This is a genomic window from Streptomyces sp. NPDC101191 (assembly GCF_044767915.1).
In the GTDB taxonomy this organism is placed as follows: domain Bacteria; phylum Actinomycetota; class Actinomycetes; order Streptomycetales; family Streptomycetaceae; genus Streptomyces.
Map to the genome: position 1 here is coordinate 492,304 of NZ_JBIWOU010000002.1, position 24,227 is coordinate 516,530.

23 protein-coding genes and 2 pseudogenes are annotated in these 24,227 nt (G+C 74.1%); 10 read left to right on the forward strand and 15 right to left on the reverse strand.

The features are described 5' to 3' along the window. Window positions 1–13: 13 nt before the first annotated feature. Together ACIRQF_RS09295 and ACIRQF_RS09300 are read right to left on the reverse strand one after the other, a co-directional pair. On the reverse strand, window positions 14–1,027 hold the full coding sequence (locus ACIRQF_RS09295) for a phosphotransferase (RefSeq protein WP_376634952.1): 1,014 nt from the start codon (window positions 1,025–1,027) through the stop codon (window positions 14–16). 206 nt (window positions 1,028–1,233) lie between these two features. Continuing rightward, on the reverse strand, window positions 1,234–1,641 hold the full coding sequence (locus ACIRQF_RS09300; protein WP_376634954.1) for a DUF5997 family protein: 408 nt from the start codon (window positions 1,639–1,641) through the stop codon (window positions 1,234–1,236). Window positions 1,642–1,792: 151 nt separating this feature from the next. On the opposite strand from ACIRQF_RS09300, the gene ACIRQF_RS09305 reads away from it, so the two are divergent. After that, a complete protein-coding gene (locus ACIRQF_RS09305; protein ID WP_376635258.1) occupies window positions 1,793–2,551 on the forward strand; it encodes a LysR family substrate-binding domain-containing protein in 759 nt (252 codons plus the stop codon). An 88-nt stretch (window positions 2,552–2,639) separates the two neighbouring features. On the opposite strand, the pseudogene ACIRQF_RS09310 reads toward ACIRQF_RS09305, so the two are convergent. Together ACIRQF_RS09310 and ACIRQF_RS09315 are read right to left on the reverse strand one after the other, a co-directional pair. Beyond that, window positions 2,640–2,738: pseudogene (locus ACIRQF_RS09310) on the reverse strand (3-ketoacyl-ACP reductase); the annotation flags it as partial. 20 nt (window positions 2,739–2,758) lie between these two features. Continuing rightward, window positions 2,759–4,210 (reverse strand): MFS transporter, encoded by a 1,452-nt coding sequence (locus ACIRQF_RS09315; RefSeq protein ID WP_404090277.1) that lies wholly within the window; start codon window positions 4,208–4,210, stop codon window positions 2,759–2,761. A gap of 152 nt (window positions 4,211–4,362) precedes the next feature. Between ACIRQF_RS09315 and ACIRQF_RS09320 the strand changes: the two genes are divergently transcribed. The 5 genes from ACIRQF_RS09320 (at window position 4,363) to ACIRQF_RS09340 (ending at window position 8,728) form a co-directional block, all read left to right on the forward strand. Further along, window positions 4,363–4,830 (forward strand): MarR family winged helix-turn-helix transcriptional regulator, encoded by a 468-nt coding sequence (locus tag ACIRQF_RS09320; RefSeq protein ID WP_404090279.1) that lies wholly within the window; start codon window positions 4,363–4,365, stop codon window positions 4,828–4,830. 70 nt (window positions 4,831–4,900) lie between these two features. After that, window positions 4,901–5,623, forward strand: coding sequence for a (Fe-S)-binding protein (locus ACIRQF_RS09325; RefSeq protein WP_404090281.1), 723 nt, complete (start codon window positions 4,901–4,903; stop codon window positions 5,621–5,623). After that, window positions 5,620–7,038: a lactate utilization protein B gene (locus tag ACIRQF_RS09330; protein WP_404090283.1), complete on the forward strand. Its 1,419-nt coding sequence runs from the start codon at window positions 5,620–5,622 to the stop codon at window positions 7,036–7,038. Before ACIRQF_RS09325 ends, ACIRQF_RS09330 begins: the two co-directional genes overlap by 4 nt. Next, window positions 7,035–7,700 carry a lactate utilization protein C gene (locus tag ACIRQF_RS09335; protein ID WP_376634963.1) on the forward strand — a complete coding sequence of 222 codons (666 nt, stop codon included), beginning with the start codon at window positions 7,035–7,037 and terminating at the stop codon, window positions 7,698–7,700. The genes ACIRQF_RS09330 and ACIRQF_RS09335 overlap by 4 nt, the downstream gene beginning before the upstream one ends. A 98-nt stretch (window positions 7,701–7,798) precedes the next feature. Continuing rightward, complete coding sequence (locus ACIRQF_RS09340; protein ID WP_404090285.1) at window positions 7,799–8,728, forward strand: tellurite resistance/C4-dicarboxylate transporter family protein; 930 nt, start codon at window positions 7,799–7,801, stop codon at window positions 8,726–8,728. On the opposite strand, the gene ACIRQF_RS09345 is transcribed toward ACIRQF_RS09340, so the two are convergent. Next, complete coding sequence (locus ACIRQF_RS09345) at window positions 8,701–9,885, reverse strand: 4-hydroxybenzoate 3-monooxygenase (protein ID WP_404090287.1); 1,185 nt, start codon at window positions 9,883–9,885, stop codon at window positions 8,701–8,703. The two genes, ACIRQF_RS09340 and ACIRQF_RS09345, sit on opposite strands and share 28 nt — an antisense overlap. A gap of 204 nt (window positions 9,886–10,089) precedes the next feature. On the opposite strand from ACIRQF_RS09345, the gene ACIRQF_RS09350 reads away from it, so the two are divergent. Next, a complete protein-coding gene (locus tag ACIRQF_RS09350) occupies window positions 10,090–11,742 on the forward strand; it encodes an IclR family transcriptional regulator C-terminal domain-containing protein (protein ID WP_404090289.1) in 1,653 nt (550 codons plus the stop codon). A gap of 163 nt (window positions 11,743–11,905) precedes the next feature. Here the strand turns inward: ACIRQF_RS09350 and ACIRQF_RS09355 are convergent, their stop codons facing one another. From ACIRQF_RS09355 to ACIRQF_RS09385, 7 genes are all read right to left on the reverse strand, one after another. Then, entirely contained in the window at window positions 11,906–12,400 is a 495-nt protein-coding gene (locus ACIRQF_RS09355; RefSeq protein ID WP_382483491.1) for a hypothetical protein, read from the reverse strand. Between the two features lie 320 nt (window positions 12,401–12,720). Then, a complete protein-coding gene (pcaD, locus tag ACIRQF_RS09360) occupies window positions 12,721–13,839 on the reverse strand; it encodes a 3-oxoadipate enol-lactonase (RefSeq protein ID WP_404090291.1) in 1,119 nt (372 codons plus the stop codon). Continuing rightward, window positions 13,836–15,143, reverse strand: coding sequence for a 3-carboxy-cis,cis-muconate cycloisomerase (pcaB, locus tag ACIRQF_RS09365; protein ID WP_404091749.1), 1,308 nt, complete (start codon window positions 15,141–15,143; stop codon window positions 13,836–13,838). Before pcaB ends, pcaD begins: the two co-directional genes overlap by 4 nt. Before the next feature lie 149 nt (window positions 15,144–15,292). Then, window positions 15,293–15,859, reverse strand: coding sequence for a protocatechuate 3,4-dioxygenase subunit alpha (gene pcaG, locus ACIRQF_RS09370; RefSeq protein ID WP_404090293.1), 567 nt, complete (start codon window positions 15,857–15,859; stop codon window positions 15,293–15,295). A 5-nt stretch (window positions 15,860–15,864) separates the two neighbouring features. Next, entirely contained in the window at window positions 15,865–16,599 is a 735-nt protein-coding gene (gene pcaH / locus ACIRQF_RS09375; protein WP_376635262.1) for a protocatechuate 3,4-dioxygenase subunit beta, read from the reverse strand. 32 nt (window positions 16,600–16,631) lie between these two features. Continuing rightward, window positions 16,632–17,348 (reverse strand): CoA transferase subunit B, encoded by a 717-nt coding sequence (locus ACIRQF_RS09380; protein ID WP_382483493.1) that lies wholly within the window; start codon window positions 17,346–17,348, stop codon window positions 16,632–16,634. Then, a complete protein-coding gene (locus ACIRQF_RS09385; protein WP_404090296.1) occupies window positions 17,345–18,097 on the reverse strand; it encodes a CoA transferase subunit A in 753 nt (250 codons plus the stop codon). The genes ACIRQF_RS09380 and ACIRQF_RS09385 overlap by 4 nt, the downstream gene beginning before the upstream one ends. Before the next feature lie 223 nt (window positions 18,098–18,320). Between ACIRQF_RS09385 and ACIRQF_RS09390 the strand changes: the two genes are divergently transcribed. Then, window positions 18,321–18,782 carry a MarR family winged helix-turn-helix transcriptional regulator gene (locus ACIRQF_RS09390; RefSeq protein ID WP_376634980.1) on the forward strand — a complete coding sequence of 154 codons (462 nt, stop codon included), beginning with the start codon at window positions 18,321–18,323 and terminating at the stop codon, window positions 18,780–18,782. Window positions 18,783–18,807: 25 nt separating this feature from the next. Here ACIRQF_RS09390 and ACIRQF_RS09395 read toward each other — a convergent pair whose 3' ends face one another. Next, the gene (locus ACIRQF_RS09395; protein WP_404090298.1) at window positions 18,808–20,166 is read right to left on the reverse strand and encodes an MFS transporter; all 1,359 of its coding nucleotides are present in this window, start codon (window positions 20,164–20,166) and stop codon (window positions 18,808–18,810) included. 528 nt (window positions 20,167–20,694) lie between these two features. After that, window positions 20,695–22,170 (reverse strand): xylulokinase, encoded by a 1,476-nt coding sequence (gene xylB, locus ACIRQF_RS09400; RefSeq protein WP_404090300.1) that lies wholly within the window; start codon window positions 22,168–22,170, stop codon window positions 20,695–20,697. Between the two features lie 108 nt (window positions 22,171–22,278). Here xylB and xylA point away from each other — a divergent pair, with 108 nt between their 5' ends. Next, window positions 22,279–23,448: a xylose isomerase gene (gene xylA, locus ACIRQF_RS09405; RefSeq protein ID WP_404090302.1), complete on the forward strand. Its 1,170-nt coding sequence runs from the start codon at window positions 22,279–22,281 to the stop codon at window positions 23,446–23,448. A 42-nt stretch (window positions 23,449–23,490) separates the two neighbouring features. Beyond that, window positions 23,491–23,619, forward strand: a pseudogene (locus tag ACIRQF_RS09410) (sugar ABC transporter permease); the annotation flags it as partial. Window position 23,620: 1 nt separating this feature from the next. On the opposite strand, the gene ACIRQF_RS09415 reads toward ACIRQF_RS09410, so the two are convergent. Then, window positions 23,621–24,220, reverse strand: a complete 600-nt coding sequence (locus ACIRQF_RS09415) for an exonuclease domain-containing protein (protein WP_404090304.1) — start codon at window positions 24,218–24,220, stop codon at window positions 23,621–23,623. Between the last annotated feature and the right edge of the window lie 7 nt (window positions 24,221–24,227).

Consider the following 24,227-nt stretch of genomic DNA (forward strand, 5'->3'; position numbering starts at 1 on the left):
GCAGCGCCCCGGATCAGAGCAGGTCCGGCCCGGCGAAGAGTTCCTCGATCCAGTAGGCGCTCGCCTCGTGGCAGTCGTCGGCCGGGGTGCCCGGGAAGAGGCGGAACCACGAGACCGCCCGTCCGATGGCGGCGAGGCGGACGGCGAGGGTCGCGGCGCGGCGCAGGTCGGGGAGCGGGATGCCGAGGTCGGTCCACGGCTCCAGGTACGTGTCACGGACGCCGGCCACGGCCTCCGGCCCGTAGCGCTCGCGTACGTCGCGGGCCGGGACCAGGAGGCTGGAGAACGGGTGGCCCACGGCGGCGTCGCCCCAGTCGAAGAAGGTGAAGCTCCCGGCGCCCGGGGCGAGGACCTGACCGTCGTGCAGATCGCAGTGGTCGAGCGAGTCGGGGATCCCCACCGCGTCGAGTTCGGCGCACCAGTCGAGCAGCCGCGGCCGCCCGGCCCGCAGGGACCGGCGGGTGTCGGGGGCGAGGGTGGGATGGGTCTCGACGAGTCCGTCGAAGATCTCCGGCAGGTGCCGGGTCCGGGCGCTGGGCACGCCGAGGCCGGTCATCCGGTCCGTGTACGGGGTCAGGGCCCGTTGCATCCGTGCGTACTGCGCCACCGCCGCGAGCCAGTCCGCCGGCCCGGCACCGCCCGCGTCGAGGACGTTCCGGAAGAGCGGGCCGCCATCGGGCAGCAGCGACCAGCCGCGGTCGGGGTCCACCGCGAGCGGTGCGAGGACGTGCTCGGGTACCCACTCGGCGAGCGCCCCGCCGAGCGCCGCCTCGAATCCGGCGGCCGGCGCGCTCGCCTTGAACCACACGGCGTCCCGCTCGCCGGCGCCGGTCCGGAAGCGCACGAGGATCGACCAAGGCCGTACGCGAGCCTCCCGGGGTCCGGTCTCCGCCCGTCCCCGCCCGGCCAGCTCCCGCTCCGCCCAGCGGAGCGCGGCCTCGCGCCAGGCCGGCTCCTCCCATGGCGTGACCGCTTCGGCGAACCGTCCGCGGTCGACGGTCATCGGGGGCTGGGTGTCGGGTCGCATCCGGTGATTGCACCACCAGGGGTGCGGCGGACGCATCCCGATTACGGCCGGGGGTCCGGCCGGGTGTACGTACGGGAGTGCGGGCACACGAAGACGCCGGGCGGGGACGGCCCCTGCCCGGCGTCGTGCTCGCGGTCGGCCCTCGGGCCCGCGCCGTGCCGTCCGGCGCGCGAGGCCTGCGCCCCTCGCGCCGGCGGTCGGCGTGATCAGTCGCGCTCGGCCCGCGCCGCCTTCTCCGCCTTCTCCGCGCGCTGCTCCTTGATGCGGACGGATTCCTTGCGGACCTCGGCCTGGGTCTCGCGCTCCTTCCGGAGCCACTCCGGGTTCTCGGCCTTGAGGGCCTCGATCTGCTCGGTGGTGAGGGCCTCGGTGACCCCGCCGCGGGCGAGACCCGAGATGGAGACACCCAGCTTGGCCGCCACGACCGGGCGGGGGTGCGGGCCGTCGCGGCGCAGGTCGCGCAGCCACTCCGGCGGGTCGGTCTGGAGGGCGTTGAGCTCGGCGCGGGAGACGACACCCTCGCGGAAGTCGGCGGGGGTGGCATCGAGGTACACGCCCAGCTTCTTCGCCGCGGTGGCGGGCTTCATCGTCTGGGCGGTCTGGTGCTGCGTCATGCTGACAAGAATATCGGCCAGGTACGCCGGTGCCGACCACGGCCGGTAATCTGGCCTGGTGACAGGCTCGGACGCATCCTCCTCCCCCACTCCCGCCGCCGCTCCGCCCCAGGAGCCCCCGGCGGCCCCTTCCGCCGGGCCGTCGTTCCGGCTGGTCTACGTGCCGGGCGTGACGCCCTCGAAGTGGGTGCGGATCTGGAACGAGCGCCTGCCCGACGTTCCGCTCGAGCTCGTGCAGGTGTCGGCGGCCGACGCGGAGGCGCGGCTGAAGGAGCGCGGGGCGGACGCCGGTTTCGTACGGCTCCCGGTGGACCGTACGGAGCTCAGCGCGATCCCCCTGTACACGGAGACGACCGTCGTCGTGGTCCCCAAGGACCACCTGGTGGCCGCCGCCGAGGAGGTGACCGTCGAGGACATCGCGGAGGAGATCGTCCTGCACCCGCTGGACGACACGCTGGACTGGGAGACCCCTCCGGGGCTTCCCGCGTTCGAGCGGCCGGCGACCACGGCGGACGCGATCGAGTTGGTGGCGGCCGGGATCGGCCTGCTCGTCGTGCCGCAGTCCCTGGCCCGGCTGCACCACCGCAAGGACCTCACGTACCGCACGATCACCGGGACGCCGCAGTCGCAGATCGCGCTCTCCTGGCCGGAGGACGCCACCACGGATCTGGTGGAGGACTTCATCGGGATCGTGCGCGGGCGGACCGTGAACAGTTCGCGGGGCCGCAAGCCGGACGAGAAGGCCGCCAAGGCTCCGCAGGGCGCGAAGGGCGGGCGTCCCGCGAAGCAGGGACAGCAGCGCCAGGGGCAGGGGCAGAAGGCGCAGGGCTCCGGCGGGCGCGGGCGCCGCACCGGCGGCGGCCCGGCCCCCAAGAGCGGTCGCACGGGCAAGCCGCGCCGCAAGTCCTGAGAGCCGGCCCGCCCCGGCCGACCGGCCCGCAGGGAGCGGCGGGGGCAGGGGACGCCCGGCCCGCCCGGCGTCACCTGCCCCCTCCGCGTCACACCGCCGACCAGCCGCCGTCCACGGGCAGCACCGCCCCGTTGATGTCGCTCGCCGCGTCGGAGGCCAGGAAGACCCGGGCCGCTGCTCTCTTCTCTCGGTCCGTGGAAGCGGTGCTCAGGCCGCCGTCTCCGCCGCCGGCGCGGGTTCCTCGGCCGGTACGGCCGGCGCCGGGGCGGGCCGCACGGGGATGAGGGACGCGACCAGCGCGGCGGCGAGGCCGACGCCGCCGCCGATGAGCATGGCGACGCGGAAGCCGTCCTCGGACGGCAGCGGGTGGCCACCGAAGTCCGTGGTCAGCTGGGCCAGGACGACTCCGATGACGGCGGCCGACACGGAGCTGCCGATGGAGCGCATGAGCGTGTTGAAGCTGTTCGCGGAGGCGGTCTCGTGCAGCGGCACGGCGCCCATGATGAGGGCGGGCATCGCCCCGTAGGCGAGTCCGACGCCCGTGTTGCAGACGAGGGTCACGACAAGCAGGCCCCAGGTGGAGCCCATGAGGAGGAGCGAGGAGGCGTAGCCGACCGCGATGACGAGGCTGCCGACGGCGAGGGTGACCTTGGGGCCGCGCGCGGCGGAGAGCTTCGCGCCGAGCGGGGCGAGGGCCATCATCATGAGGCCGGCGGGGGCCATCCACAGGCCCATGGCCATCATCGACTGGCCCAGTCCGTAGCCGGTGGCCTCGGGGAGCTGGAGCAGCTGGGGGACGACGAGCGACTGGGCGTACATCGCGAAGCCGACGAGGACCGAGGCCGCGTTGGTCATGAGGACCTGCGGGCGGGCGGTGGTGCGCAGGTCGACGAGCGGGTCGCGGGTGCGGAGCTCCCAGAAGGCCCAGGCGAGCAGGACGACGCCCGCGGCGACGAGGAGGCCGAGGGTGGTGGCGCTGCCCCAGCCCCAGACGGAGCCCTTGGAGACGGCGAGGAGCAGGGCGACGAGTCCGCCGCCGAGGCCGACGGCGCCGAGGGCGTCGAAGCGACCGCCCGAGGGGGCGACCGGGCCGGTCGGCGCGAAGAAGCGGACGAGGACGCCGACGAGGAGGCTCAGGGCGGCGGCGACCCAGAACAGCACGCGCCAGCTGGCGTGTTCGGCGACCGCCGCGGAGAACGGCAGGCCGAGGGCGCCGCCGACGCCCATGGAGGCGCTCATCAGGGCGATGGAGGAGCCGAGCTTCTCGGGCGGCAGGACGTCGCGCAGCAGGCTGATGCCCAGCGGGACGACGCCCATGCCGAGGCCCTGCAGTCCGCGGCCGACGACCATCGGGGCCACGGAGCTCGACAGGGCGCAGACGACCGAGCCGGCGACGAGCGGGGCGGTGGAGGCGAGGAGCAGGCGGCGCTTGCCGAACATGTCGCCGAGGCGTCCGGCCACGGGAGTGGCGACGGCGGCGGCGAGCAGGGTGGCGGTGATGACCCAGGAGGCGTCGGAGGCCGAGGCGTGCAGGAGGGCCGGGAGGTCACCGATGAGGGGGACGACCAGCGTCTGCATGAGGGCGGCGACGATGCCCGCGAGGGCGAGCACGCCGACGAGGCCGCCGGAGCGGGGAGCTGGTGTGGGGGCGGCGGACATGGGGTCTCCCTGGATGGCGTACGGCAAGCATTGTGCAACGTACACATGATGTGCATGATGCACAAGCACTGCAGGCTGCATATGCTGGAGCCGACGCCGGCCCGGCCCCGCCGACCGGACGAGCCCGACCGACCCGCCGGAACAGGAACGCGATGGACCACGCGAAGGACAAGCCCACGCATCTGATCGAGTTCGAGACCATGCTCCTCGGGCGTCACTCGCACCTGTACGCGCCCCGCTCCCGCGCGGCCGGCGGCAATCTCGACCGCAGCGCCTACGTCCTGCTCAGCCGGATCCGGATGGACGGTCCCATGTCCATCAGCCAGCTCACCGAGGCCTTCGGCCTGGACACCTCGACGCTCAACCGGCAGACCGCGGCCATGCTGCGCGCCGGCGTCGTCGAGCGCATCCCCGACCCGGACGGCGGAATCGCCCGCAAGTTCCGCATCACCGAGGAGGGCGAGCAGCGCCTCGACGCCGACCGGGACTTCAACATCCGCGGCCTCGAGCGGGTGCTCGCCGACTGGACGCCCGAAGAGGTGGCCGACTTCGCCGCCGCCCTGCAACGCTTCAACCGCGACATCGAGCGACTCGACGGGCGCCCCTGGCCACGCCCCTGACCGCCGGCCCCCGGGCCCGCACGACACCGCCCGACCCGCACGAGGCCACCCGACCCGGAGGAACCCGTCCATGCGCGTCGCCCTGTTCGTCACCTGCGTCAACGACGCCCTCTACCCGGCCACGGGCGTGGCCACCGTCCGGCTCCTCGAACGCCTCGGCGTCACCGTCGACTTCCCCACCGCGCAGACCTGTTGCGGGCAGCCGCAGTTCAACACCGGCTACCGCGAGCGGACCGCCCCCCTCGTGCGGCGCACGGTCCGTGCCTTCGAGGGCTACGAGCACGTCGTGACGCCCTCCGGATCGTGCGCGGCCATGGTCCGCCGGCACTACGGGCAGTTCGGCCCGGAGGCCGCCGAACTGGGCCCGCGGACCTACGAGCTGACGGAGTTCCTGGTCGACGTCCTCGGCGTCAGCGATGTCGGGGCGTACTTCCCGCACCGGGTGACCTACCACCCCTCCTGCCACGGGCTGCGGCTCCTCGGCCTCGGCGACCGGCCGCGCCGGCTGCTCGAAGCGGTGAAGGGCCTGGAGCTGGTCGAACTGCCGGGGGCGGAGGAGTGCTGTGGCTTCGGCGGCACCTTCGCCGTGAAGAACCCGGACGTGTCGGCCGCCATGGGCGCCGACAAGGTCCGCAACGCCGCCTCCACGGGTGCCGAGGTGCTGTGCGGGGCGGACAGCTCCTGCCTGATGCACCTGGGTGGCACGATGAGCCGGATGGAGGTGCTCCCGGCGATGCGGCCGGTGCATCTGGCGGAGATCCTGGCGAGCACCGAAGAGGAGCCCCTGGCATGAGCGGCACGTTCGTCGGGATGCCCGCGTTCCCCCGGGCGGCCCACGAGGCGGTGCGTGACGAGCGCCTGCGGGGCAACCTCCGGCACGCCACCCACACCATCCGGGACAAGCGGGCCCGCGCCGTCGCCGAGCTCGCCGACTGGGCGGAGCTGCGGGAGGCCGGCCGGCAGATCAAGGACCACACGCTCCGGAACCTCGACCGCTACCTCCTCCTGCTGGAGCGGTCCGTGACCGCGGCCGGTGGCACCGTCCACTGGGCGGCGGACGCCGACGAGGCCAACCGGATCGTCGCCGGCCTCGTCAAGGCCACCGGTGAGACCGAGGTGGTCAAGGTCAAGTCCATGGCCACCCAGGAGATCGGCCTCAACGAGGCCCTGGAGGCGGAGGGCATCCGCGCCTACGAGACCGATCTCGCCGAGCTCATCGTGCAGCTCGGCGACGACCGTCCCTCCCACATCCTGGTCCCGGCCATCCACCGCAACCGGGGCGAGATCCGCGACATCTTCCGTTCCGAGATGGCGAAATGGGGCCGCCCGGCGCCCGAGGACCTCACCGACTCGCCCGCCGAACTCGCCGAGGCCGCCCGCCTGCACCTCCGCGAGAAGTTCCTCCGCGCCAAGGTCGGCATCTCCGGCGCCAACTTCATGGTCGCCGAGACCGGCACGCTCGTCGTCGTCGAGTCCGAGGGCAACGGCCGCATGTGCCTCACCCTGCCCGAGACGCTCATCTCCGTCGTCGGCATCGAGAAGGTCGTTCCCACCTGGCGGGACCTGGAGGTCTTCCTGCAGACCCTCCCCCGCTCCTCGACCGCCGAGCGCATGAACCCCTACACGTCCATGTGGACCGGCACCACGGACGGCGACGGGCCGAGGACCTTCCACCTGGTGCTGCTCGACGCGGGCCGCACCGACGTCCTGGCCGACGCCACCGGCCGTCAGGCACTGCGCTGCATCCGCTGCTCGGCCTGCCTGAACGTCTGCCCGGTGTACGAGCGGGCCGGCGGCCACGCGTACGGCTCGGTCTATCCCGGGCCCATCGGCGCGATCCTCACGCCCCAGCTGCGCGGTACGGCGAGCGAGGTCGACGCCTCCCTGCCCTACGCCTCCTCACTGTGCGGGGCCTGCTACGACGTGTGCCCCGTCGCCATCGACATTCCCGAGGTCCTGGTCCATCTGCGCGAACGGGTCGCCGGGCAGGGCGGCCCCGGACACCGGCTCGAACGGGCGGCCATGACGGCCGCGGGGTGGGTCCTCGACCGGCCCGGTGTGCTCGCCGCCGGGGAGCGTCTGGCGGCCCGCACCCGCGCGCTGCACCCGAGGAAGCCGCCCGGCGCCGGTGCGTGGACCGAGACGCGCGATCTGCCCGAGATGCCGGCGGAGTCGTTCCGCGACTGGTGGAGGAGGAACCGTACGTGACCGGAGTCCCGCAGCCCGCCGTCCCCTCCTCACGGGACCGGATCCTCGCCCGGATCCGCGCCGCCGTCGCCGGTGCGCCCGAGGCGCCCGAGGCGGAGCGCCGCTATCAGGACCGGCACGCGCCCGACGACCCGGCGGCGCTCGTCGAGCTGCTGCACGAGAACCTCGCCGACTACCGGGCGGTGGTCCGGCGCACGGACGCCCCCGGGCTCGCCGGGCTGGTCGGCCGGGTGCTCTCCGAGCACGGGGCGCGCAGCGTAGCCGTACCGCCCGGGCTGCCCGGTGCGTGGTTGTCGGGCCGGGCGCCGGACGTCGAGCTCCGGCTCGACGACGGATCGCTGACGCCGGGCCGGCTGGACGGGACCGATGCCGTGGTGACGGGGTGCGCCGTGGCCGTGGCCGAGACCGGCACGATCGTCCTCGACGGCGGGCCCGCTCAGGGCCGGCGCGCCCTCACCCTCGTGCCGGACCTGCACGTGTGTGTCGTGCGGGTGCCGGAGCAGGTGGTGGCCTCGGTACCGCTCGCACTGCCCCGTCTCGACCCGGCCAGGCCGCTCACCTGGATCTCCGGCCCCTCCGCCACGAGCGACATCGAGCTCGACCGGGTGGAGGGGGTGCACGGTCCGCGCCGGCTCGAGGTGGTCCTCGTCGCCGAGGGATGAGCGGCAGGCCGTGGCCGTGCGGTCGCGCCCGGTCGGCAGGTCAGGACCGGCCGGCGCTCCGGTGGCGGGGCGGTGCGCCCGGCGCTGGGATGAGGAGCATGGACGATCGTGCCGCCCCCTGGTGGGCCGTGCTCCCACCGGTCGCCGGGGCGGCGGTCATGGCGACCGGCATCCTCTCCGTCGGCCTGCATCTCGTCGGTCCGGAGGTCGTGTCGCTGGTGGCCTTCGGGCTCGCGGGGGCCCTGTGGATCCTGCTCGCGGGTGACTTCGCGGCCCTGTCGCTGGGCCGTCGACACGACTGGGAGGCGTGGGCGGACACCCCGCCCGCGCTGACCGCCGTGGCGGCGACCACCATCCTGGGAGTGCGGTGCTCGCTCCTGGGGTGGGGGCCGGTGGCACTGGTGCTGCTGGTGATCGCCGCCGTCGCCTGGGTCGCCCTCCTGCCGGCGGTGCTCCGGCATCTGGGACACCGGATGCCGGGAGGCGCCTTCCTGATCTGCGTGGCGACCGAGGGACTGGCGGTCCTGTCGGCCACGCTCGCGCCGCGCTACGGCCGCCCGCTCGCCTGGGCGGGTCTGGTCCTGCTCGTCCTGGGGCTCGTGCTGTACGTGGACGCCCTCGTCCGGTTCGACTTCCGGCAGGTCGTGGCGGGCGCGGGCGACCAGTGGGTGGCGGGCGGTGCGCTCGCCATCTCGGCGCTCGGCGGGGCGAAACTGCTGGCGACCGGGGTGTGGACGGGTGAGGTGCTGCGGACGGGCACCCTGGTCGTCCTCGGGCTCTCGCTGCTCTGGTACGCGGTGCTGCTCGTCGCCGAGGTGGTGCGGCCCCGTCCGGCCTACGACATGCTGCGGTGGGCGACGGTCTTCCCGCTGGGGATGACGGCCGTCGCCTGCCTGTCCGTGTCGGACGCGGCGGGGATCGGGTGGCTGGACCCGCTCGGGCGGGTGCTGCTGGGGATCGCCGCCGCGGCCTGGTTGCTCACCGCGTACGGGCTGGTGCGTCAGGCGTCGAGCGGGAGGCCCGTGTAGTTCTCGGCGAGTTCCGCGGCGGCGTGCGGCGAGCCGGCGATCCGGTCGAGCTGGGACTGCTGCAGCCGGGTGTCGAAGGACGACTGGCCCGGGTCGGCGTGGAGGGTGGTGGTCATGAAGTACGAGAAGTGCTCGGCCCGCCAGACCCGGCGCAGGCAGGTGTCGGAGTAGGCGTCCAGGAGTTCGGTCGAGCCGGTCTTCGCGTGGTGGGCGAAGGCTCGGGCCAGGACGATGACGTCGGCGGCGGCCAGGTTCAGGCCCTTCGCCCCGGTCGGCGGGACGATGTGCGCCGCGTCCCCGGCGAGGAAGACCCGGCCGTGGCGCATGGGCTCGGTGACGGAGCTGCGCATGGGCAGGACGGACTTCTGGGTGACGGTGCCGCGCGTCAGGCGCCATCCGGGGTCGGCGGTCAGCGAGAGGCGGGCGTCGAGTTCGTCCCAGACGCGCTCGTCGGGCCAGTCGGCCGGGTCGGTGCCGTTCGGGACCTGGAGGTAGAGCCGGCTGACGGAGGGCGAGCGCATGCTGGCGAGGGCGAAGCCGCGCTCGGAGTGGGCGTAGATCAGCTCGTCGTACACCGGCGGCGCCTCGGCGAGGATGCCGAGCCAGGAGTAGGGATAGGTGCGCTCGAAGGTGCGCCGCACGCTCTCGGGGACGGCGTGCCGGGTGACCCCGTGGTAGCCGTCGCAGCCGACCACGTAGTCGCAGGTGAGGGTCTTCTCGCGACCCTCGTGGGTGTAGCGGATCAGGGGACGGTCGGTGTCGGCGCCTTCGACGGCGGTGACCTCGGCCTCGAAGTGCAGCGGGCCGCCTTCGGCGAGTTGGAGGGCCACGAGGTCCTTGACGACCTCGGTCTGGGCGTAGACCCAGACGCGCCGGCCGCCGGTGAGGGCGGGGAAGTCGATGCGGGTGGCGCGGCCGTCGTGGCGGAGCTCGACGCCGTCGTGCGGGAGTCCCTCGGCGTCGAGGCGGGCGCCCGCGCCGGCGGCGCGGAGGGCGTCGACGGTGGCCTGTTCGAGGATGCCGGCCCGTTGACGCCGCTCGACGTAGTCGCGGTCGCGGCTCTCCAGGACGACGCTGTCGATGCCCGCCTGGTGCAGCAGGCGGGCCAGGAGCAGGCCGGAAGGGCCTCCGCCGATGATGCCGACGGTGGTGTGCATGGGGTCTCCTCGTTGCGTCGAACCGGTGTGTCCGGGGGCTCGGCGGTCGCGGAGGGGTCCCCGGGGTGCGCCGGCGCGGCGGATTGTTCGCATAGTGAAGACAACTTCACTATGCTGGGAGTCTGGTAGCGGGCGGGTTCGCCTGTCAACGGGGTACCCGGCCCCGTTCGCTACGGTGGACCGAAGATCAGCGACGGAGAGCCGATGCCCCCTGCCTACGATTCGCCCGCCGAGACGCCCCCCGAGGCCGTGACCCCCCTGCTGCGGGGGGTCGGCGTGCTGCGCCGGCTCACCGACGCCGGCGGGCGGATGCCGGTCGGTGAACTCGAGCGCGCCACCGGGCTCGCCCGGTCCACCGTGGACCGCGTCACCGGCACGCTGGCGCGCATGGGCTACGTGCGGATCGACGGCCGCGACGTACTCCTCGCGCCGCGCGTCCTGGAGCTCGGCAACGCCTATCTGGCGTCCGTACGGCTGCCCGACCTGCTCGGCGCGCGGGCGGACGCGCTCGCCGACGAACTGGACGAGTCGGTGTCGCTCGCCGTCCCGGACGGGGACGGGATCCGCTTCGTGCACCAGGCCACCCGGCGCCGCGCGATGTCGGTGAGCTTCCGCATCGGCGACCTGCTCCCCGCCGAACGCACGGCTCCCGGCGCCCTGTTCGCCTCCGAGTGGGACGCGGCCGCGTGGGAGGGATGGCGCGCCCGGCGGGCCGCCGACCCGCAGGGCCGGGGGTTCCCCGCCGCGCCCTCGCGTACGGCGGGCGGCGTGGACTTCGAGGAGCGCGCCGCCGCGGCGGGGACGGCCGGCTGGGCCCTCGACGACCAGCTGGTCGAGCCCGGACTCGTGGCCCTCGCGGTGCCGGTGCGCGGCGGCGACGGGCGGATCGCGTGTGCGCTGAGCACCGTGAGCCACACGAGCCGGCACGACGCCGCCGCGCTGCGCGAGGCGCTGCTGCCGCGGCTGCGGACGGCGGCCGCCGCGATGGAGCGCTCGCTGCGGGAGGCGCCGGCGGCGGCCCCGGCCGCGCCGACCGGGCTCGCCACCTGGACGGGTGCGTCGAAGCAGGAACTGGGCCGGGAGTTCGTGGAGTCGCTGGCGCGCGGGCTCACGGTCCTCACGGCCTTCGGCGAGGGCCGTGCCGCGCTGCCGCTGACGGCGGTCGCCGAGGCCACCGGGCTCGCCCGGGCCACCGCCCGGCGGGCGCTGATCACCCTCGAACACCTGGGCTGCGTGGCGGTGGACGGCCGGGAGTTCCGGCTCACGCCCCGGGTGCTCTCCCTGGGCTTCGCGCCGCTGTCCCGTACCACGCTCACCCGGATCGCCCAGCCGCATCTCGCCGACCTGGCCGAACGGGTACGGGAGTCCACCTCGCTGGCCGTCCTGGTCGGCGGCGAGGTCCAGTACACGGGGCGGGTCGAGACCAGCCGCATCATGAACGTCCACATCACGATCGGCACCCGTTTCCCCGCGTACGCGACCTCCATGGGCCGCGTCCTGCTCGCCGACCTGCCGCCCGAGGAGCGCGCGGCCCGGCTCGACGCCTCCGAGCCGCGCGCCCTCACCCCGCACACGGTGACCGGGCGCGCCGAACTCGGCGCGCTCCTGGACCGGGTGGGGAGCGAGGGGTACGCGCTGGTCGACGAGGAGCTGGAGGAGGGCCTGCGATCGATCGCGATGCCGGTCCGCGACCGCACGGGCCGGGCCGTCGCCGCCGTCAACGTGGCCCTGCACGCCAGCCGGAGATCCGCGGAGGAATGCGTACGCGAGGTCCTCCCGGAACTGGCGACGGCGATCACCGGCATCGAGGCGGACCTCCACATGACGGAACGCTTCGCCCGGGTTCCGGCGTACTAGCCGCGGTACCGGAACCGAACCGTGAGCTCCTCGTGAACCAGGCGTACCGATGCCCCCGAACCGTGCGCGCTCGGGGGCATCGATGACCGATCGTTCCGTTGCCGACGACGTCAGTGAACGGGGTCCTCGGCCCGGACCTCGGCGCCGATCCCGGCGGAGTGCCTCACGGGGAGATCTGAATGCGCGTGGAGTAACTGGCGGGCTGCGAGCCGGTCTCCATGTTCCTCACGAAGCACCTGGCGTAGATCTCCTCGCCTCCGAGTTCGGTGTCCAGGTCGCTGCTGCTGATGGTGAAGCTTGCCGTGCGACTCTGGTTGACGGGGCTGACGTTGGCCTTCTTGCCTCGCCTGATGAGGTCGTCGTCATCACTGTCCTGTTCCCAGATGTCGCACCAGGACTGGAATGCGAATTGGTTCGTGCGGTCGAACGTGGTGAAGTTCAAGTTGTAGTCGACCTTCATGTCCCACAGGGTGCCGCCCGAGCGCTGACGAACCCCGTACAGCGTGGCGCCGTTGATCCCCAGCGTGGGGACGAGGTCCGGAGCAGCCTCCACGGACGCCGTGGTGGAGGCTGCCGCCACGGGTATGCTCCCCACGAGCGCCAGTACTGCCGCCGCCGCGGATACGGTTGCTTTGCCGGTTCGCATGGTGACCTCCAAGGGGCGTCCTTCGGAGACCTGCACGCGCAACGAGAAGGTTTGCCGGGTCGCCGAAGGCGCCACTTTTCCGATGACGCCAGAAGTGGTTTCTCATCGCCGCACTCGCACCCGCACCCGCATCCGCACCCTCAGTGGTTGAAGTGCCGTCGATGCCGGATGCAGCCGACCACATCAGGCAGTTGATGTTTATACCTGATGGTTCACGCGGCAACCTACGTGTCGCGTTCCGCGATGCTGCGGCCACATTCAGATTACGCCTGGCCCTGACCGGCAGCAAACAAAGCTACGGCCGCCGGGGCCCGGTCCGAAGGAATCGCCCTCTACTCCTCCTCCCCCAGCACCCGTTGGGCCACGGCGAAGGCCGTGTTGGCCGCCGGGACTCCGCAGTAGACCGCGGTCTGGAGCAGTGCCGCCGCGATCTCTTCGTCGGTCAGCCCGTTGCGGCGGGCGGCGCGCAGGTGCATGGCCAGCTCGTCGTGGTGGCCGTGAGCGACGAGGGCGGTGAGGGTGATCAGGCTGCGTTCGCGCCGGGACAGGGTGGGGTCGGTCCAGATCTCGCCCCAGGCGTAGCGGGAGATGAAGTCCTGGAAGCGGGCGGTGAGCGGGGTCTGCCGGGCCTGGGCACGGTCCACATGGGCGTCGCCGAGGACCTGACGGCGGACGGCCGTGCCGCTTCGGGCGGGCGTGCCCGTGAGATGGGCGCGGAGAGCGGCGAGCACGGCCTCCGGCTGTTCGGCGGGGGCGAGGTGGGAGGCACCGGGGAGTTCCGTCAGGGCGGCACCGGGGACGGCGTCGGCGATCTCCCTGAGGTGGGCCGGCGGGGTCGCCGGGTCCTCCCGGCCGGCGACGAGCAGCGTGGGCGCGGTGATGTCGGCGAGCCGGTCGCGCAGATCGAAGGCGGCCAGCGCGTCGCAGCAGGAGGCGTACGCCTCGGGGTCGGCGGCCCGGTGGTCGGCCACCAGGCGCGGCACGGTGAACCCCGGTGTGAACCAACGGGTGTCGGCCGTCCCGGCGAGCTTGTCCAGTCCTTCGCGGCGGACGGTGGCGGCCCGTTCCTCCCAGGGGGTCGAGCCGCCGAAGTGGGCGGATGAGCAGAGGACGGCGAGGCGGTCGACCCGCTCCGGGTGGTGCACCGCGAGGTGGAGTCCGACGGCGCCGCCGAGTGACACACCGGCGTACGAGAAGCGGTCGACGCCCAGGGTGTCGGCGAGGTCGAGGACCAGTCGGGCCAGGTCGGCCATGGTCGCCCCCGGGCCGATGAGGTCCGCGGGCGAGCCGCCGTGCCCGGGCAGGTCCCACCGGACCACCCGGTGGGTGACGGAGAGTTCGGGGGCGACGGCGTCCCACAGGGCGGTGGAGGTGCCCAGCGAGGGTCCGAGGACGAGGACCGGTGCGGTGGCGGGCCCTTCGACGAGGTGGTGCGGGGTGCGGGGGCTCATCGGCGCTCCAGGGCTCGGTCGGTGAGGGCTCCGGCGCAGCCGGTGGCGCGGGTCGGATCGGTCAGGGCGACCACGTCGATCCCGGCCGACTCGGGATGCCCGTCGAGGAGTTCGGCGAGCGGGCGGCCCTCGGCGCGGCTGCGCGCGGTGAGTTCGGCGAGCAGGGCACGTGCGCGGCTCCGGCCGAGGAGGGGGGTGAGCGCCACGGAGAGGCGCTCGGCGACGAGCAGCCCGCCGGTGAGGTCCAGGTGGGCCCGCATGGCGGTCGGGTCGACGCGGAGTCCTTCCGTGAGGGCGGCGGCGTGGTGGGCCGCGCCGCCGACGAGCCGCAGCAGTTCGCGCAGCGGTTCCCACTCGGCGTGCCAGGTGCCGGCGGGTCGTTCGTCCTCGGCGGCGAGGCAGCCGTAGAGGCTCGCGGCGAGGTGCGGGGCCCGTCGCGCGGCGGAGGCGACGAGGGTGGCGCGCACCGGGTTCGCCTTGTGGGGCATGGCGGAGGACCCGCCGCCCGCGCCTTCGGCGACCTCGGCTATCTCGGTGCGGGACAGGACGAGGACGTCGACGGCGATCTTGCCGAGCGCCCCGGCCGTGAGGGCGAGGACGCCCGCCAGATCGGCGACGGGGGTGCGGAGTACGTGCCAGGGCAGGAGCGGCGCGGCGAGGCCGAGTTCCCGTGCGTACGCGGCGGGCAGCGCGATCGCCTCCTCGCCGCCGGCGCCGTGGTCGGCGAAGGCGGCCAGGGTCCCGGCGGCGCCGCCGAGTTGGACCGGCAGTCCGTTCCGCACCGCCTCGATCCGGTCCCGCGCGTCGAGGACGAGCGAGCGCCAGCCGGCCGCCTTCAGACCGAAGGTGGTGGGGACGGCGTGCTGGGTGAGGGTGCGGCCGGGCATCGCGGTGTCCCGGTGGGCGGCGGCGAGGGCGGCGAGCGTCCGTTCCGTCCGGGTGAGGGCGTCGAGGACGAGCCCCAGGGTGCGGGCGGCCACCAGCATGGCGGCCGTGTCCAGGATGTCCTGGCTGGTGGCGCCCCGGTGCACGTACGGGCCCCATTCCGCCACGGCCTCGGTCAGGTCCGCGACCAGCGGGATGACGGGGTTGCCCCCGCTGCGCGCCCGCAGGGCGATCGACCGGACGTCGAGGCGGGCCGCCCGGGCCGCGGCGGTGACCGCGCGGGCGGCCTCCGCGGGAGCGGCGCCGGTGGCCGCCTGGGCGCGGGTGAGCGCGGCCTCCGCGTCCAGGAGAGCCTGGAGGAAGGCCGTGTCGCCGGTGGCGGCCTCGGCGGGCGAGCCCGCCCGTACGGGGTCGAGCAGCCCTGCGTCGACCGCTCCGGCGGCGTCGTCCGGCGGTCCGGCGTCGGCCGGAGCTTGTCCGGCCGTGGCACGCGCGGTCGGGGCGGAGCCGGCGGCTGCGGGGCCGATGGGGCCGAGGCCGGTGGCAGCGGGGTCGGGAGCGGGGTCGGTCACGGGAACTCCAGGAACACCGTCTCGCCCTCACCCTGCAGCCGGATGTCGAAGCGGTAGGTGCGGTAGGGCTCCTCGGCGGCGACCAGGGTGTTGCGCCGGTCGGCCGGGAGCCGGTCGAGCAGCGGGTCGGGCCCGTCGGCGAGGTAGGCGCGCGTGTAGAGGTGGTGGAGCAGCCCGCGGGCGAACACGCAGACGCTGACGTGCGGTCGGCCGGAGTTGCCGGGCGGCAGGGTGTGCAGTGCGTAGTGTCCGTCGGCGTCGGTGGCGACGCGGCCGAAGCCGGTGAACCCGGTGCCGGCCCGGCCGAGGTGGCCCCCCGTGACGGGGTCCCGGCGCAGCGAGCCGGGCGCACCGGCGAGGGAGCCGTCGGGCGCGGCCTGCCAGAACTCGAGAAGGGCGTCGGGCACGGGCGCGCCGGCGCCGTCGAGCACGTACCCGTGGAGGGTGATGCGCTCGGGGTGACCGTCGGGCGCGATGCGCTCGCCGCCGGGGAACGGCAGCGCGTAGCCGTAGAACGGTCCGACGGTGTGGGACGGTGTGGGCAGCAGGGGCGTGGACTCCACGGCGGTCAGCGTCCTTCCTCTGTCCAGGTGGCGGCCGGCCCGTCGAGGACGATGTCCCAGGCGTAGCCCAGCGAGAACTCCGGTACGGACAGGCCGTGTTCGTAGCGGGCGACGAGCCGGTCCCTGGCCGCCTCGTCGGTGACCGAGCGGATGATCGGGTCATGGGCGACGAGCGGGTCGCCGGGGAAGTACATCTGCGTGACCAGCCGCTGCGTGAACGCCGTGCCGAAGACGGAGAAGTGGATGTGCGCGGGGCGCCACGCGTTGGTGTGATTGCGCCAGGGGTAGGCGCCGGGCTTGATCGTCGTGAAGGAGTAGCGGCCCTGGTCGTCCGTCAGAGTGCGTCCGACACCGGTGAAATGGGGATCGAGGGGCGCCGGGTGCCGGTCGCGTAGGTGGGCGTATCTCCCCGAGGCGTTGGCCTGCCAGATCTCGATCAGCTGGCCCCGCACCGGTCGGCCCGCCCGGTCGAGGAGGCGCCCGGAGACGGTGATCCGCTCGCCGAGGGGTTCGCCGGTGTGCATCCGGGTGAGGTCGTGGTCGTGTTCGGTGACGTCGGTGACGCCGAAGACGGGTCCGGCGAGCTCGACGGCCTCGGGGTCGCCGTCCACGGCGACCAGCGGGCGGCGGGGATGCCGGAGCAGGGAGCTGCGGTAAGGGGCGTAGTCGCGCGGCGGATGGTGGCGGGGTGGGGCGCCGGCGGCCAGGGCGCTGTCGTAGGCGTCCTGAAGGGCGCCCATCTCGGCGTCGACGCGTTCCTGGGTGAGGTCGTTCACGAGAGCTCCAGCGAGTCGGAGAGCGAGGGACGGAGACGGTGGCGCGCCGCTGCCGGGTCCGGCACGGGGACCGCCGTCAGCTCCGGCCCGAGCACGGGCGCGGCCGTCCGGGCGACGACCTCCCCGGCCGTCACACCGGGCGCCGTCTCGACGAGGACGAGGCCCTCCTCCGTGACGTCGAGGACGGCGAGGTCGGTGATGACGCGGTCGACACAGGCGCGTCCGGTGAGCGGCAGGTCGCACTCCTGGACGATCTTGGGGGTGCCGTCCTTCGCGGTGTGGGTCATGACGACGATGACGGTGCGCGCGCCGTGGACCAGGTCCATGGCGCCGCCGATGCCGGTGACCAGGCGGCCGGGGACGGCCCAGTTGGCCAGGTCGCCGCGGGCGGAGACCTGCATGGCGCCGAGGACGGCGACGTCGATGTGGCCGCCGCGGATCATGCCGAAGGAAAGGGCGGAGTCGAAGTAGGAGGCGCCGGGCAGGACGGTGACGGTCTCCTTGCCGGCGTTGATGAGGTCGGGGTCGACCTCGTCCTCGGCCGGGTAGGGGCCGGTGCCGAGGATGCCGTTCTCGGATTCGAGGACGACCTCGACGCCTTCGGGGAGATGGTTCGGGATGAGGGTCGGCAGGCCGATGCCGAGGTTGACGTACTGGCCGTCGCGCAGTTCGAGGGCGGCGCGGGCGGCCATCTGTTCGCGGGTCCAGCTCATCGTGTGGTCCTCTTCTCTATCGCCTTGTCGGCGGCCTGCTCGGGGGTGAGGGCGAGGACGCGCTGCACGAAGATGCCGGGCAGGTGGACGTGGTCGGGGTCGAGGGCGCCCGGCTCGACGAGCTCCTCGACCTCGGCGACGGTGATCCGGCCGGCCATGGCGGCCAGCGGGTTGAAGTTGCGGGCCGAGGCGTGGAAGACGAGGTTGCCGTGGCGGTCGCCCTTGGCGGCGCGGACGAGGGCGTAGTCGGTGCGGATGGCGTGCTCCAGGACGTACGGGACGCCGTCGAAGTCGCGTACCTCCTTCGGCGGGGAGGCGAGCGCGACGCCGCCCTCGCCGTCGTAGCGCCAGGGCAGTCCGCCGTCGGCGACGAGGGTGCCGACGCCGGCGGGGGTAAAGAAGGCCGGGATGCCGCAGCCTCCGGCGCGCAGGCGTTCGGCGAGGGTGCCCTGCGGGATCAGCTCGACCTCCAGCTCGCCGGCGAGGTACTGGCGCGCGAACTCCTTGTTGGCGCCGATGTACGAGCCGGTGACGCGGGTGATGCGGCCGGCGGCGAGGAGCACCGCGAGGCCGGAGTCCAGGGCGCCGCAGTTGTTGGAGACGACCGCCAGGCCGCCGACGCCACGCTCGTGGACGGCCTGGATGAGGGCGTTCGGTACGCCGCTGAGGCCGAAGCCGCCCACCGCGAGCGACGCCCCGTCCGGGACGTCCGCCACCGCCTGCGCGGCGGTGGCGACCACCTTGTCCATGGGATAGCCCTTCGTTTCTTTGCGGTCGGACCGATCCGGGGGCTCCGGACCGTCCTGGGAGTGACGAGCGGAAGAGTGGCAGGTGCATTAATCAGTGCACTGACTATTTCCGATGGCGAGGCCATGCTGGCAGGCGACTGCCCCGTCGTCAACGGGTTCTGATCGGCCAGAGCGAGGCAAGGTATCGTTCCGTGCACCGACGAAACCCCAGGAGGAGGCGCTCATGGCCGCGGTGGATCTGGCCACGCATCCCGGGCATCTGGCCCGGCGACTGCAGCAGGCGCACCACCTGCTCTGGACGACCATGGTCTCGGAGGAGATCACCTCCCCCCAGTTCGGCGTCCTGAACGCCCTCACGGCCGAAACGGGTCTCGACCAGCGCACGGTGGGCGAGCGGGTGGCCCTCGACCGTTCGACGATCGCCGAGGTGGTCGGCCGCCTCATCCGCCGCGGGCTGCTCGACAAGGTGCGCGACCCCGCGGACGGGCGCCGCTTCCTGCTGCACCTCACGCCCGAAGGGGCGCGCGTCCACCGCAAACTGACGGTTCGCACGGCGCGCATGAACCAGATCTTCCTGGCCCCGCTCTCCGCCGAGGAGCAGACCCTCTTCCTCTCCCTGATCCGGCGGGTGTCGGATGCGGCGGAGGAGCTCCGCAATCCCCCGGAACCCCTCCCCGCACCCTGAGGCACGGGTCGCGGGTCCGGAGTAGTCACTCCCCCACGGCCGCCGCCGACGCCGCCGCGGGGGCTCCGGCGGGTGCGGCCGGCCGCCCGAGGCGCGCGGCGAGCGGCACCAGGACGACGGCGACGGAGCCGAGGATGCCGGCGACGGCGAAGGTGGTGAAGCCCCAGCTCTGGTTGCCGGCCGCGGCGAGCGCACCCACCAGCCAGGGGCCCACGACCGCGCCGATGCGGCCGACACCGGTGACGAGGCCGAGGCCGGCGGCACGCTCGGCACCCTGGTAGACGGCGCCGGTCGCCGCGTACACCATCACCTGGGCGCTGAACAGCCAGACACCGGTCACGGCGACGACGACGTAGGTGACTCCGAGCGGGAGGTGCGCCCTGAGCAGGAGCGCGCCCACCGCGGTGAGGACGAACCAGATCGCGGCGATCCGGAGCGGGCCGAAGCGGTCGGCGAGCCGGCCCGAGATCAACAGGCCGACGATGCCACCCGCGTTGATGACCATGAGGAAGGCGACGGAGGAGTCCAGGCCGTAGCCGGAGGCCCGCATCATCGTCGGCAGCCAGGTGGCGACGCCGTAGACGAGGAGGAGCCCGCAGAAGGAGGCCGCCCACAGAAGCGGTGTCACCCAGCGGGACTCGGGACGGAACAGGGCCCGCACGGCGGCGACGCGCCCCAGCGCGCCGGCCGTCGACGCGGCGACGGGAGTCGGCCGGGCGAGGCCGTAGCGGTCGGCGACGGCGTCGGCCCGCTCGCGCTGACCACGGGCGAGCAGCACCCCGGGCGATTCGGGCAGCAGGGCGAGCAGCAGCGGTACGGCGACGACGGCGGGCAGGACGCCCGCCCAGAACACCCAGCGCCAGCCCGCGGTGGGCGCCAGGCCGATCCCGAGGCCCGTGGCCGTCATGCCGCCGACGTGGTACGAGGTCATGAGCAGACCGGTCATCAGGGCGGCCCGCCGGGGCGGGGCGAACTCCAGGACCATGGCCAGACACAGGGGCATGAGACCGCCGAGGCCGAGTCCCGAGACGAAGCGCCCGGCACCGAAGAGGACGAGGTCCCCGGCGAGGGCGCAGACCGCGGAGCCCGCGGAGAAGAGGACGATGCTGGCGACGAGCATCGGCCGGCGGCCGAGCCAGTCGGTGACGGTTCCGGCCGTCAGTGCACCGACCAGCATGCCGAAGGTGGTCCAGCTGCCGATGGTGCCGGCGCTCGCGGGCGTGAGGCCCAGACCGGGGTCGTCGAGCATGTGCGGCATCACGGCGCCGTAGATGGTGACGTCCATACCGTCGAAGAAGACCGCGACCCAGCAGAGGGCGAGCACGGGGAGGACGGACCGGAGGGTGTGGGCGCGGGGTTGGGGCGGAGCGGTGGCGTTCGTCATGGGATTCCCTGGGGACGCGGCTCGTTCGGCGGCTCTTGCTCGCCAGTCGTGTTCGCCTGGTGAAATTCGTTTCACTGGCTAGGTGGCATGAGTGTCCGCACGGATCGACCGGGTGTCAACGGTCACGGCGAAAACCGTTGGTGCACTGACGATCTCCCGGGACCTTGCGCGGTGGCGCCGGGCGGGGCGGCCGCGCCGGGCCGGGCGGCGGGCCGGGCCGGGCGGCGGGCCGGGCCGGGCGGCGGGGCGGGCCGGGCCGGGCGGCGGGCCGGAAGACCGCAGGAGGCAAGCCGGACGGGGCGGCGGGCCGGGCCGTGCGAACCGTACGAGAGCGGGCCGGACGAGAGCCGGCCGGACGAGAGCGGGCCGGACGTGGCGAACCGGGGCGCGGCGCGGGCGCACTGCTGGTACGGGCCGGCCCGGGCCGGCGGGCGCACCGCTGAGCCGGGCCGGCAGTGCACCGCCGAGCCGGGCCGGCCCGGGCCGGAAGGCCGGACCGGCCGAGCCGCGCCCCACCTCCCGTCGCGGTCAGCCGAGCAGCGTCGGGGCCGCGTGAGCCAGCACTCCGGCGATCCGCTGCCAGGTGTCCTCGTCCTGCTCGACCGGGTCGAGTTCGCGGCCCGCGCCCGCGCCCCAGACGGTCGCGAGGGCGACCGGGTCGACGCCGTTCGCGGCAGCCCCGGCGAGCGCGGCCGCGCCCAGGGCGACCAGTTCCGTGGCGGCGGGGACCACCACGGGTCGGCCGGAGAGGCGGCGGACGGTGTCGGTCCACACCCGGCCCCGCGCGCCCCCGCCGATGAGCCGCAACGGCAGCTCGCGTACGGACGGCGCGGCGGGGTCCAGACCGCAGGCGGCGAGGAGTTCGTCGAGGGCGCGCAGCACGGTGAAGACGGCGCCCTCGTAGGCGGCGCCGAGGAGGGCCTGGGGGGTGGTGGCGTGCCGCAGGCCGGTGAGCAGGCCGGTGGCGTGCGGCAGGTCGGGGGTGCGCTCGCCGTCGAGGTACGGCAGGAGGACGAGGCCGTCGCCGCGGGTGGCGTCCTCGCGGTCGAGGCCGAGGAGCGCGGCGATGCGGTCGACGGCGAGGGTGCAGTTCAGGGTGCAGCCGAGGGGCAGGTGACTGCCGTCGGCGGCGGCGAAGCCGGCGATCCCGGGGCTGGCGGGGCGGGTGCGGGTGGCGGCGAAGACGGTGCCCGAGGTGCCGAGGCTGACGACGGGACGGTCGAGGAGTCCGGCGCCGCCGAGTCCGAGCCCGACGGCCGCGGCCATGTTGTCGCCGGTGCCGGCGGCGACGGTGACACCTGCCGGGAGGCCCAGCGCGTCGGCGGCGGCAGGGGTGAGCGTGCCGACCCGGGTGCCGCCCGTGGGGGCGACGGCCGGGAGCAGGGCGGGGTCGAGGCCGAGCAGCGCGAGCAGTTCGTGGTCGTACGCGGCGCGGCCGGTGTCGTACCAGCAGGTGCCCGAGGCGTCGCCGGGATCGGTGACGGCGGTGCCGCAGAGCCGCTCGGTGAGGAAGTCGTGCGGGAGGCGGACGGCTGCGGCACCGGCGGCGGTGCGGGGTTCGATCTCGCGCAGCCACTGCCACTTCGCGGCGGTCATGGAGGCCACGGGGACGGACCCGGTGCGGGCGAGCCAGGCGCCGGGGCTGCCGAGGGCGTCCGTCAGCGCGGCGGCCTGCGGGGCGGAGCGGGTGTCGTTCCAGAGGAGCGCGCGCCGCAGGGGCCGGCCGGCGGCGTCGAGGACGACGAGGCCGTGCTGCTGGCCGGCCACGGCGATGCCGGTGACGGCCGCGGGCGGAACGGCGGACTGCCGCAGGGCGTCGGCGACGGCCCGGGTCAGGGCGGTCCACCACTCCTCGGGGTCGGTCTCGCGCGCGCCTTCCGCACCGCCGACGGTGTGGGGCGCGCGGCCGAGGGCCAGCAGGGCGCCGGTCTCCGTGTCCACGAGCGCTGCCTTCGTGGACTGGGTGGAGCTGTCGACGCCGATCACCACCGGGCCTGTGGGCATGGGCCAGGTCTCCTTTCCCGGGTGCGGGCTCTGGCGCCCGGCCTTCGCTGAGAGTATTAGTTATCTCAGAAAACAAATCTGGCGGCCAGCCTCACGAAGGAGCCGGACATGCCGCAGCATCTCCTCCCCACCCCCGACGACCGCTTCACCTTCGGCCTCTGGACGGTCGGCTGGCAGGGCCGTGACCCCTTCGGCGACGCCACCCGGCCGGCCCTGGACCCGGTCGAGTCGGTCGAGCGGCTCGCCGGTCTCGGCGCGTACGGGGTCACCTTCCACGACGACGACCTCATCCCCTTCGGCGCCGGGGAGGCCGAGCGCACGCAGACGGTGAAGCACTTCCGGGCCGCGCTCGACCGCACCGGCCTGAAGGTTCCGATGGCCACGACGAACCTCTTCACGCACCCGGTCTTCAAGGACGGCGCCTTCACCGCCAACGACCGAGACGTGCGCCGCTTCGCACTGCGCAAGACGATCCGCAACATCGACCTCGCCGTCGAGCTCGGGGCGTCCGTGTACGTGGCCTGGGGCGGCCGCGAGGGCGCCGAGTCGGGCGCCGCCAAGGACGTGCGGCTCGCGCTCGACCGGATGAAGGAGGCCTTCGACCTGCTCGGCCAGTACGTCACCGAGCAGGGCTACGAACTGCGCTTCGCGATCGAGCCCAAGCCGAACGAGCCCCGCGGCGACATCCTGCTGCCGACGATCGGCCACGCCCTGGCGTTCATCGAGCGCCTGGAGCGGCCCGAGCTCGTGGGCGTCAACCCCGAGACGGGCCACGAGCAGATGGCCGGGCTCAACTTCCCGCACGGGATCGCCCAGGCGCTGTGGGCGGGCAAGCTCTTCCACATCGACCTCAACGGCCAGTCGGGCATCAAGTACGACCAGGACTTCCGGTTCGGGGCGGGCGACCTGCGGCAGGCCTTCTGGCTGGTCGACCTCCTGGAGACGGCCGGATACGCGGGGCCGCGCCACTTCGACTTCAAGCCGGTGCGCACCGACGGCTTCGACGGGGTGTGGGAGTCCGCGAAGAACTGCATGCGCAACTACCTGATCCTCAAGGAGCGCGCCGCCGCGTTCCGGGCCGACCCCGAGGTCGCCGCCGCGCTGACCGCCTCCCGTCTCCACGAGCTCGCCGCCCCGACGGCCGCCGACGGCCTCGCGGGGCTGCTCGCCGACCCGACGGCGTACGAGAGCTTCGACGCGGGCGCGGCGGCCGAGCGCTCGATGGCCTTCGAGCGGCTCGACCAGCTCGCCCTGGAGCATCTGCTCGCGGTGCGCTGATCCGCCGGAGCGGCCTTCACCCCGGCATGTCCCCGGCAGCGCGGGCTCGTCCTCGGCGTCCTCGGCAACGGCAGGTCCCTCGTCGGCATCGGCACCGACGACCAGCCGGTCGTCAAGGGTCTGGTGCTGCTCGCGGCGGGCGGCTCCGGCGTCTGGAACGCCGGGCGGGCTGCTAGAACAGCTCTCCCGCGGGCGGACCGGCAGGGGGCCAGGCCTCGCGGTCCACCAGGTCGAGGACGAGGGCGGCGATGTTCCACGCGTCGTCCTCGCCCCGGTGGTGGCGTCCCTCCAGGGGCAGTCCGGCGATCTTCAGCGCGCCCGCCATGCCGGGTCGCTTGCGCAGACCATAGGCCTCCGTGAAGACGGCCTTGGCGTTGGTGTGCCCGTGCTCCGCGGGCCGCCCGAAGGGGTAGGGCGCGCCCGTGGCCCGGCACTGGCGGTCGAACTGCCCGCGGTCGTAGTCGCCCCAACTCGCCCAGGGTCGCCGCCGCGCGTCGTACGTGTCGGCCAGCAACCGGCAGGCCTCGTCGAAGGCGACGCCGGAGGCCACCTCGGCCAGGGTCAGACCGGTCAGCTCGGTGCAGAAGGCGCTCACGTCGGAACGGGAGGGGCGGACCAGGACGCGGTGCCGGGAGACCCGGCGCCGGGCGGCGAGATCGACGACCGTGAGTCCGATCTCGATGATCTCGCTCACCTGACCGGGAGGGGGCTGCCCTTCCCAGCAAGTGGCCTCCACGTCGACGACGTTCAGTAGGACGGGTCCGCTGTTCATGGCGGCA

Excerpts from the sequence above, each read along its gene's own strand:
- ACIRQF_RS09295 (WP_376634952.1), bottom strand. The coding sequence starts at position 1,027 with ATGCGACCCGACACCCAGCCCCCGATGACCGTCGACCGCGGACGGTTC.
- ACIRQF_RS09300 (WP_376634954.1), bottom strand. The coding sequence starts at position 1,641 with ATGACGCAGCACCAGACCGCCCAGACGATGAAGCCCGCCACCGCGGCG.
- ACIRQF_RS09315 (WP_404090277.1), bottom strand. The coding sequence starts at position 4,210 with ATGTCCGCCGCCCCCACACCAGCTCCCCGCTCCGGCGGCCTCGTCGGC.
- ACIRQF_RS09320 (WP_404090279.1), top strand. The coding sequence starts at position 4,363 with ATGGACCACGCGAAGGACAAGCCCACGCATCTGATCGAGTTCGAGACC.
- ACIRQF_RS09325 (WP_404090281.1), top strand. The coding sequence starts at position 4,901 with ATGCGCGTCGCCCTGTTCGTCACCTGCGTCAACGACGCCCTCTACCCG.
- ACIRQF_RS09330 (WP_404090283.1), top strand. The coding sequence starts at position 5,620 with ATGAGCGGCACGTTCGTCGGGATGCCCGCGTTCCCCCGGGCGGCCCAC.
- ACIRQF_RS09340 (WP_404090285.1), top strand. The coding sequence starts at position 7,799 with ATGGACGATCGTGCCGCCCCCTGGTGGGCCGTGCTCCCACCGGTCGCC.
- ACIRQF_RS09345 (WP_404090287.1), bottom strand. The coding sequence starts at position 9,885 with ATGCACACCACCGTCGGCATCATCGGCGGAGGCCCTTCCGGCCTGCTC.
- ACIRQF_RS09350 (WP_404090289.1), top strand. The coding sequence starts at position 10,090 with ATGCCCCCTGCCTACGATTCGCCCGCCGAGACGCCCCCCGAGGCCGTG.
- pcaD (WP_404090291.1), bottom strand. The coding sequence starts at position 13,839 with ATGAGCCCCCGCACCCCGCACCACCTCGTCGAAGGGCCCGCCACCGCA.
- pcaH (WP_376635262.1), bottom strand. The coding sequence starts at position 16,599 with ATGGGCGCCCTTCAGGACGCCTACGACAGCGCCCTGGCCGCCGGCGCC.
- ACIRQF_RS09380 (WP_382483493.1), bottom strand. The coding sequence starts at position 17,348 with ATGAGCTGGACCCGCGAACAGATGGCCGCCCGCGCCGCCCTCGAACTG.
- ACIRQF_RS09385 (WP_404090296.1), bottom strand. The coding sequence starts at position 18,097 with ATGGACAAGGTGGTCGCCACCGCCGCGCAGGCGGTGGCGGACGTCCCG.
- ACIRQF_RS09390 (WP_376634980.1), top strand. The coding sequence starts at position 18,321 with ATGGCCGCGGTGGATCTGGCCACGCATCCCGGGCATCTGGCCCGGCGA.
- ACIRQF_RS09395 (WP_404090298.1), bottom strand. The coding sequence starts at position 20,166 with ATGACGAACGCCACCGCTCCGCCCCAACCCCGCGCCCACACCCTCCGG.
- xylB (WP_404090300.1), bottom strand. The coding sequence starts at position 22,170 with ATGCCCACAGGCCCGGTGGTGATCGGCGTCGACAGCTCCACCCAGTCC.
- xylA (WP_404090302.1), top strand. The coding sequence starts at position 22,279 with ATGCCGCAGCATCTCCTCCCCACCCCCGACGACCGCTTCACCTTCGGC.
- ACIRQF_RS09415 (WP_404090304.1), bottom strand. The coding sequence starts at position 24,220 with ATGAACAGCGGACCCGTCCTACTGAACGTCGTCGACGTGGAGGCCACT.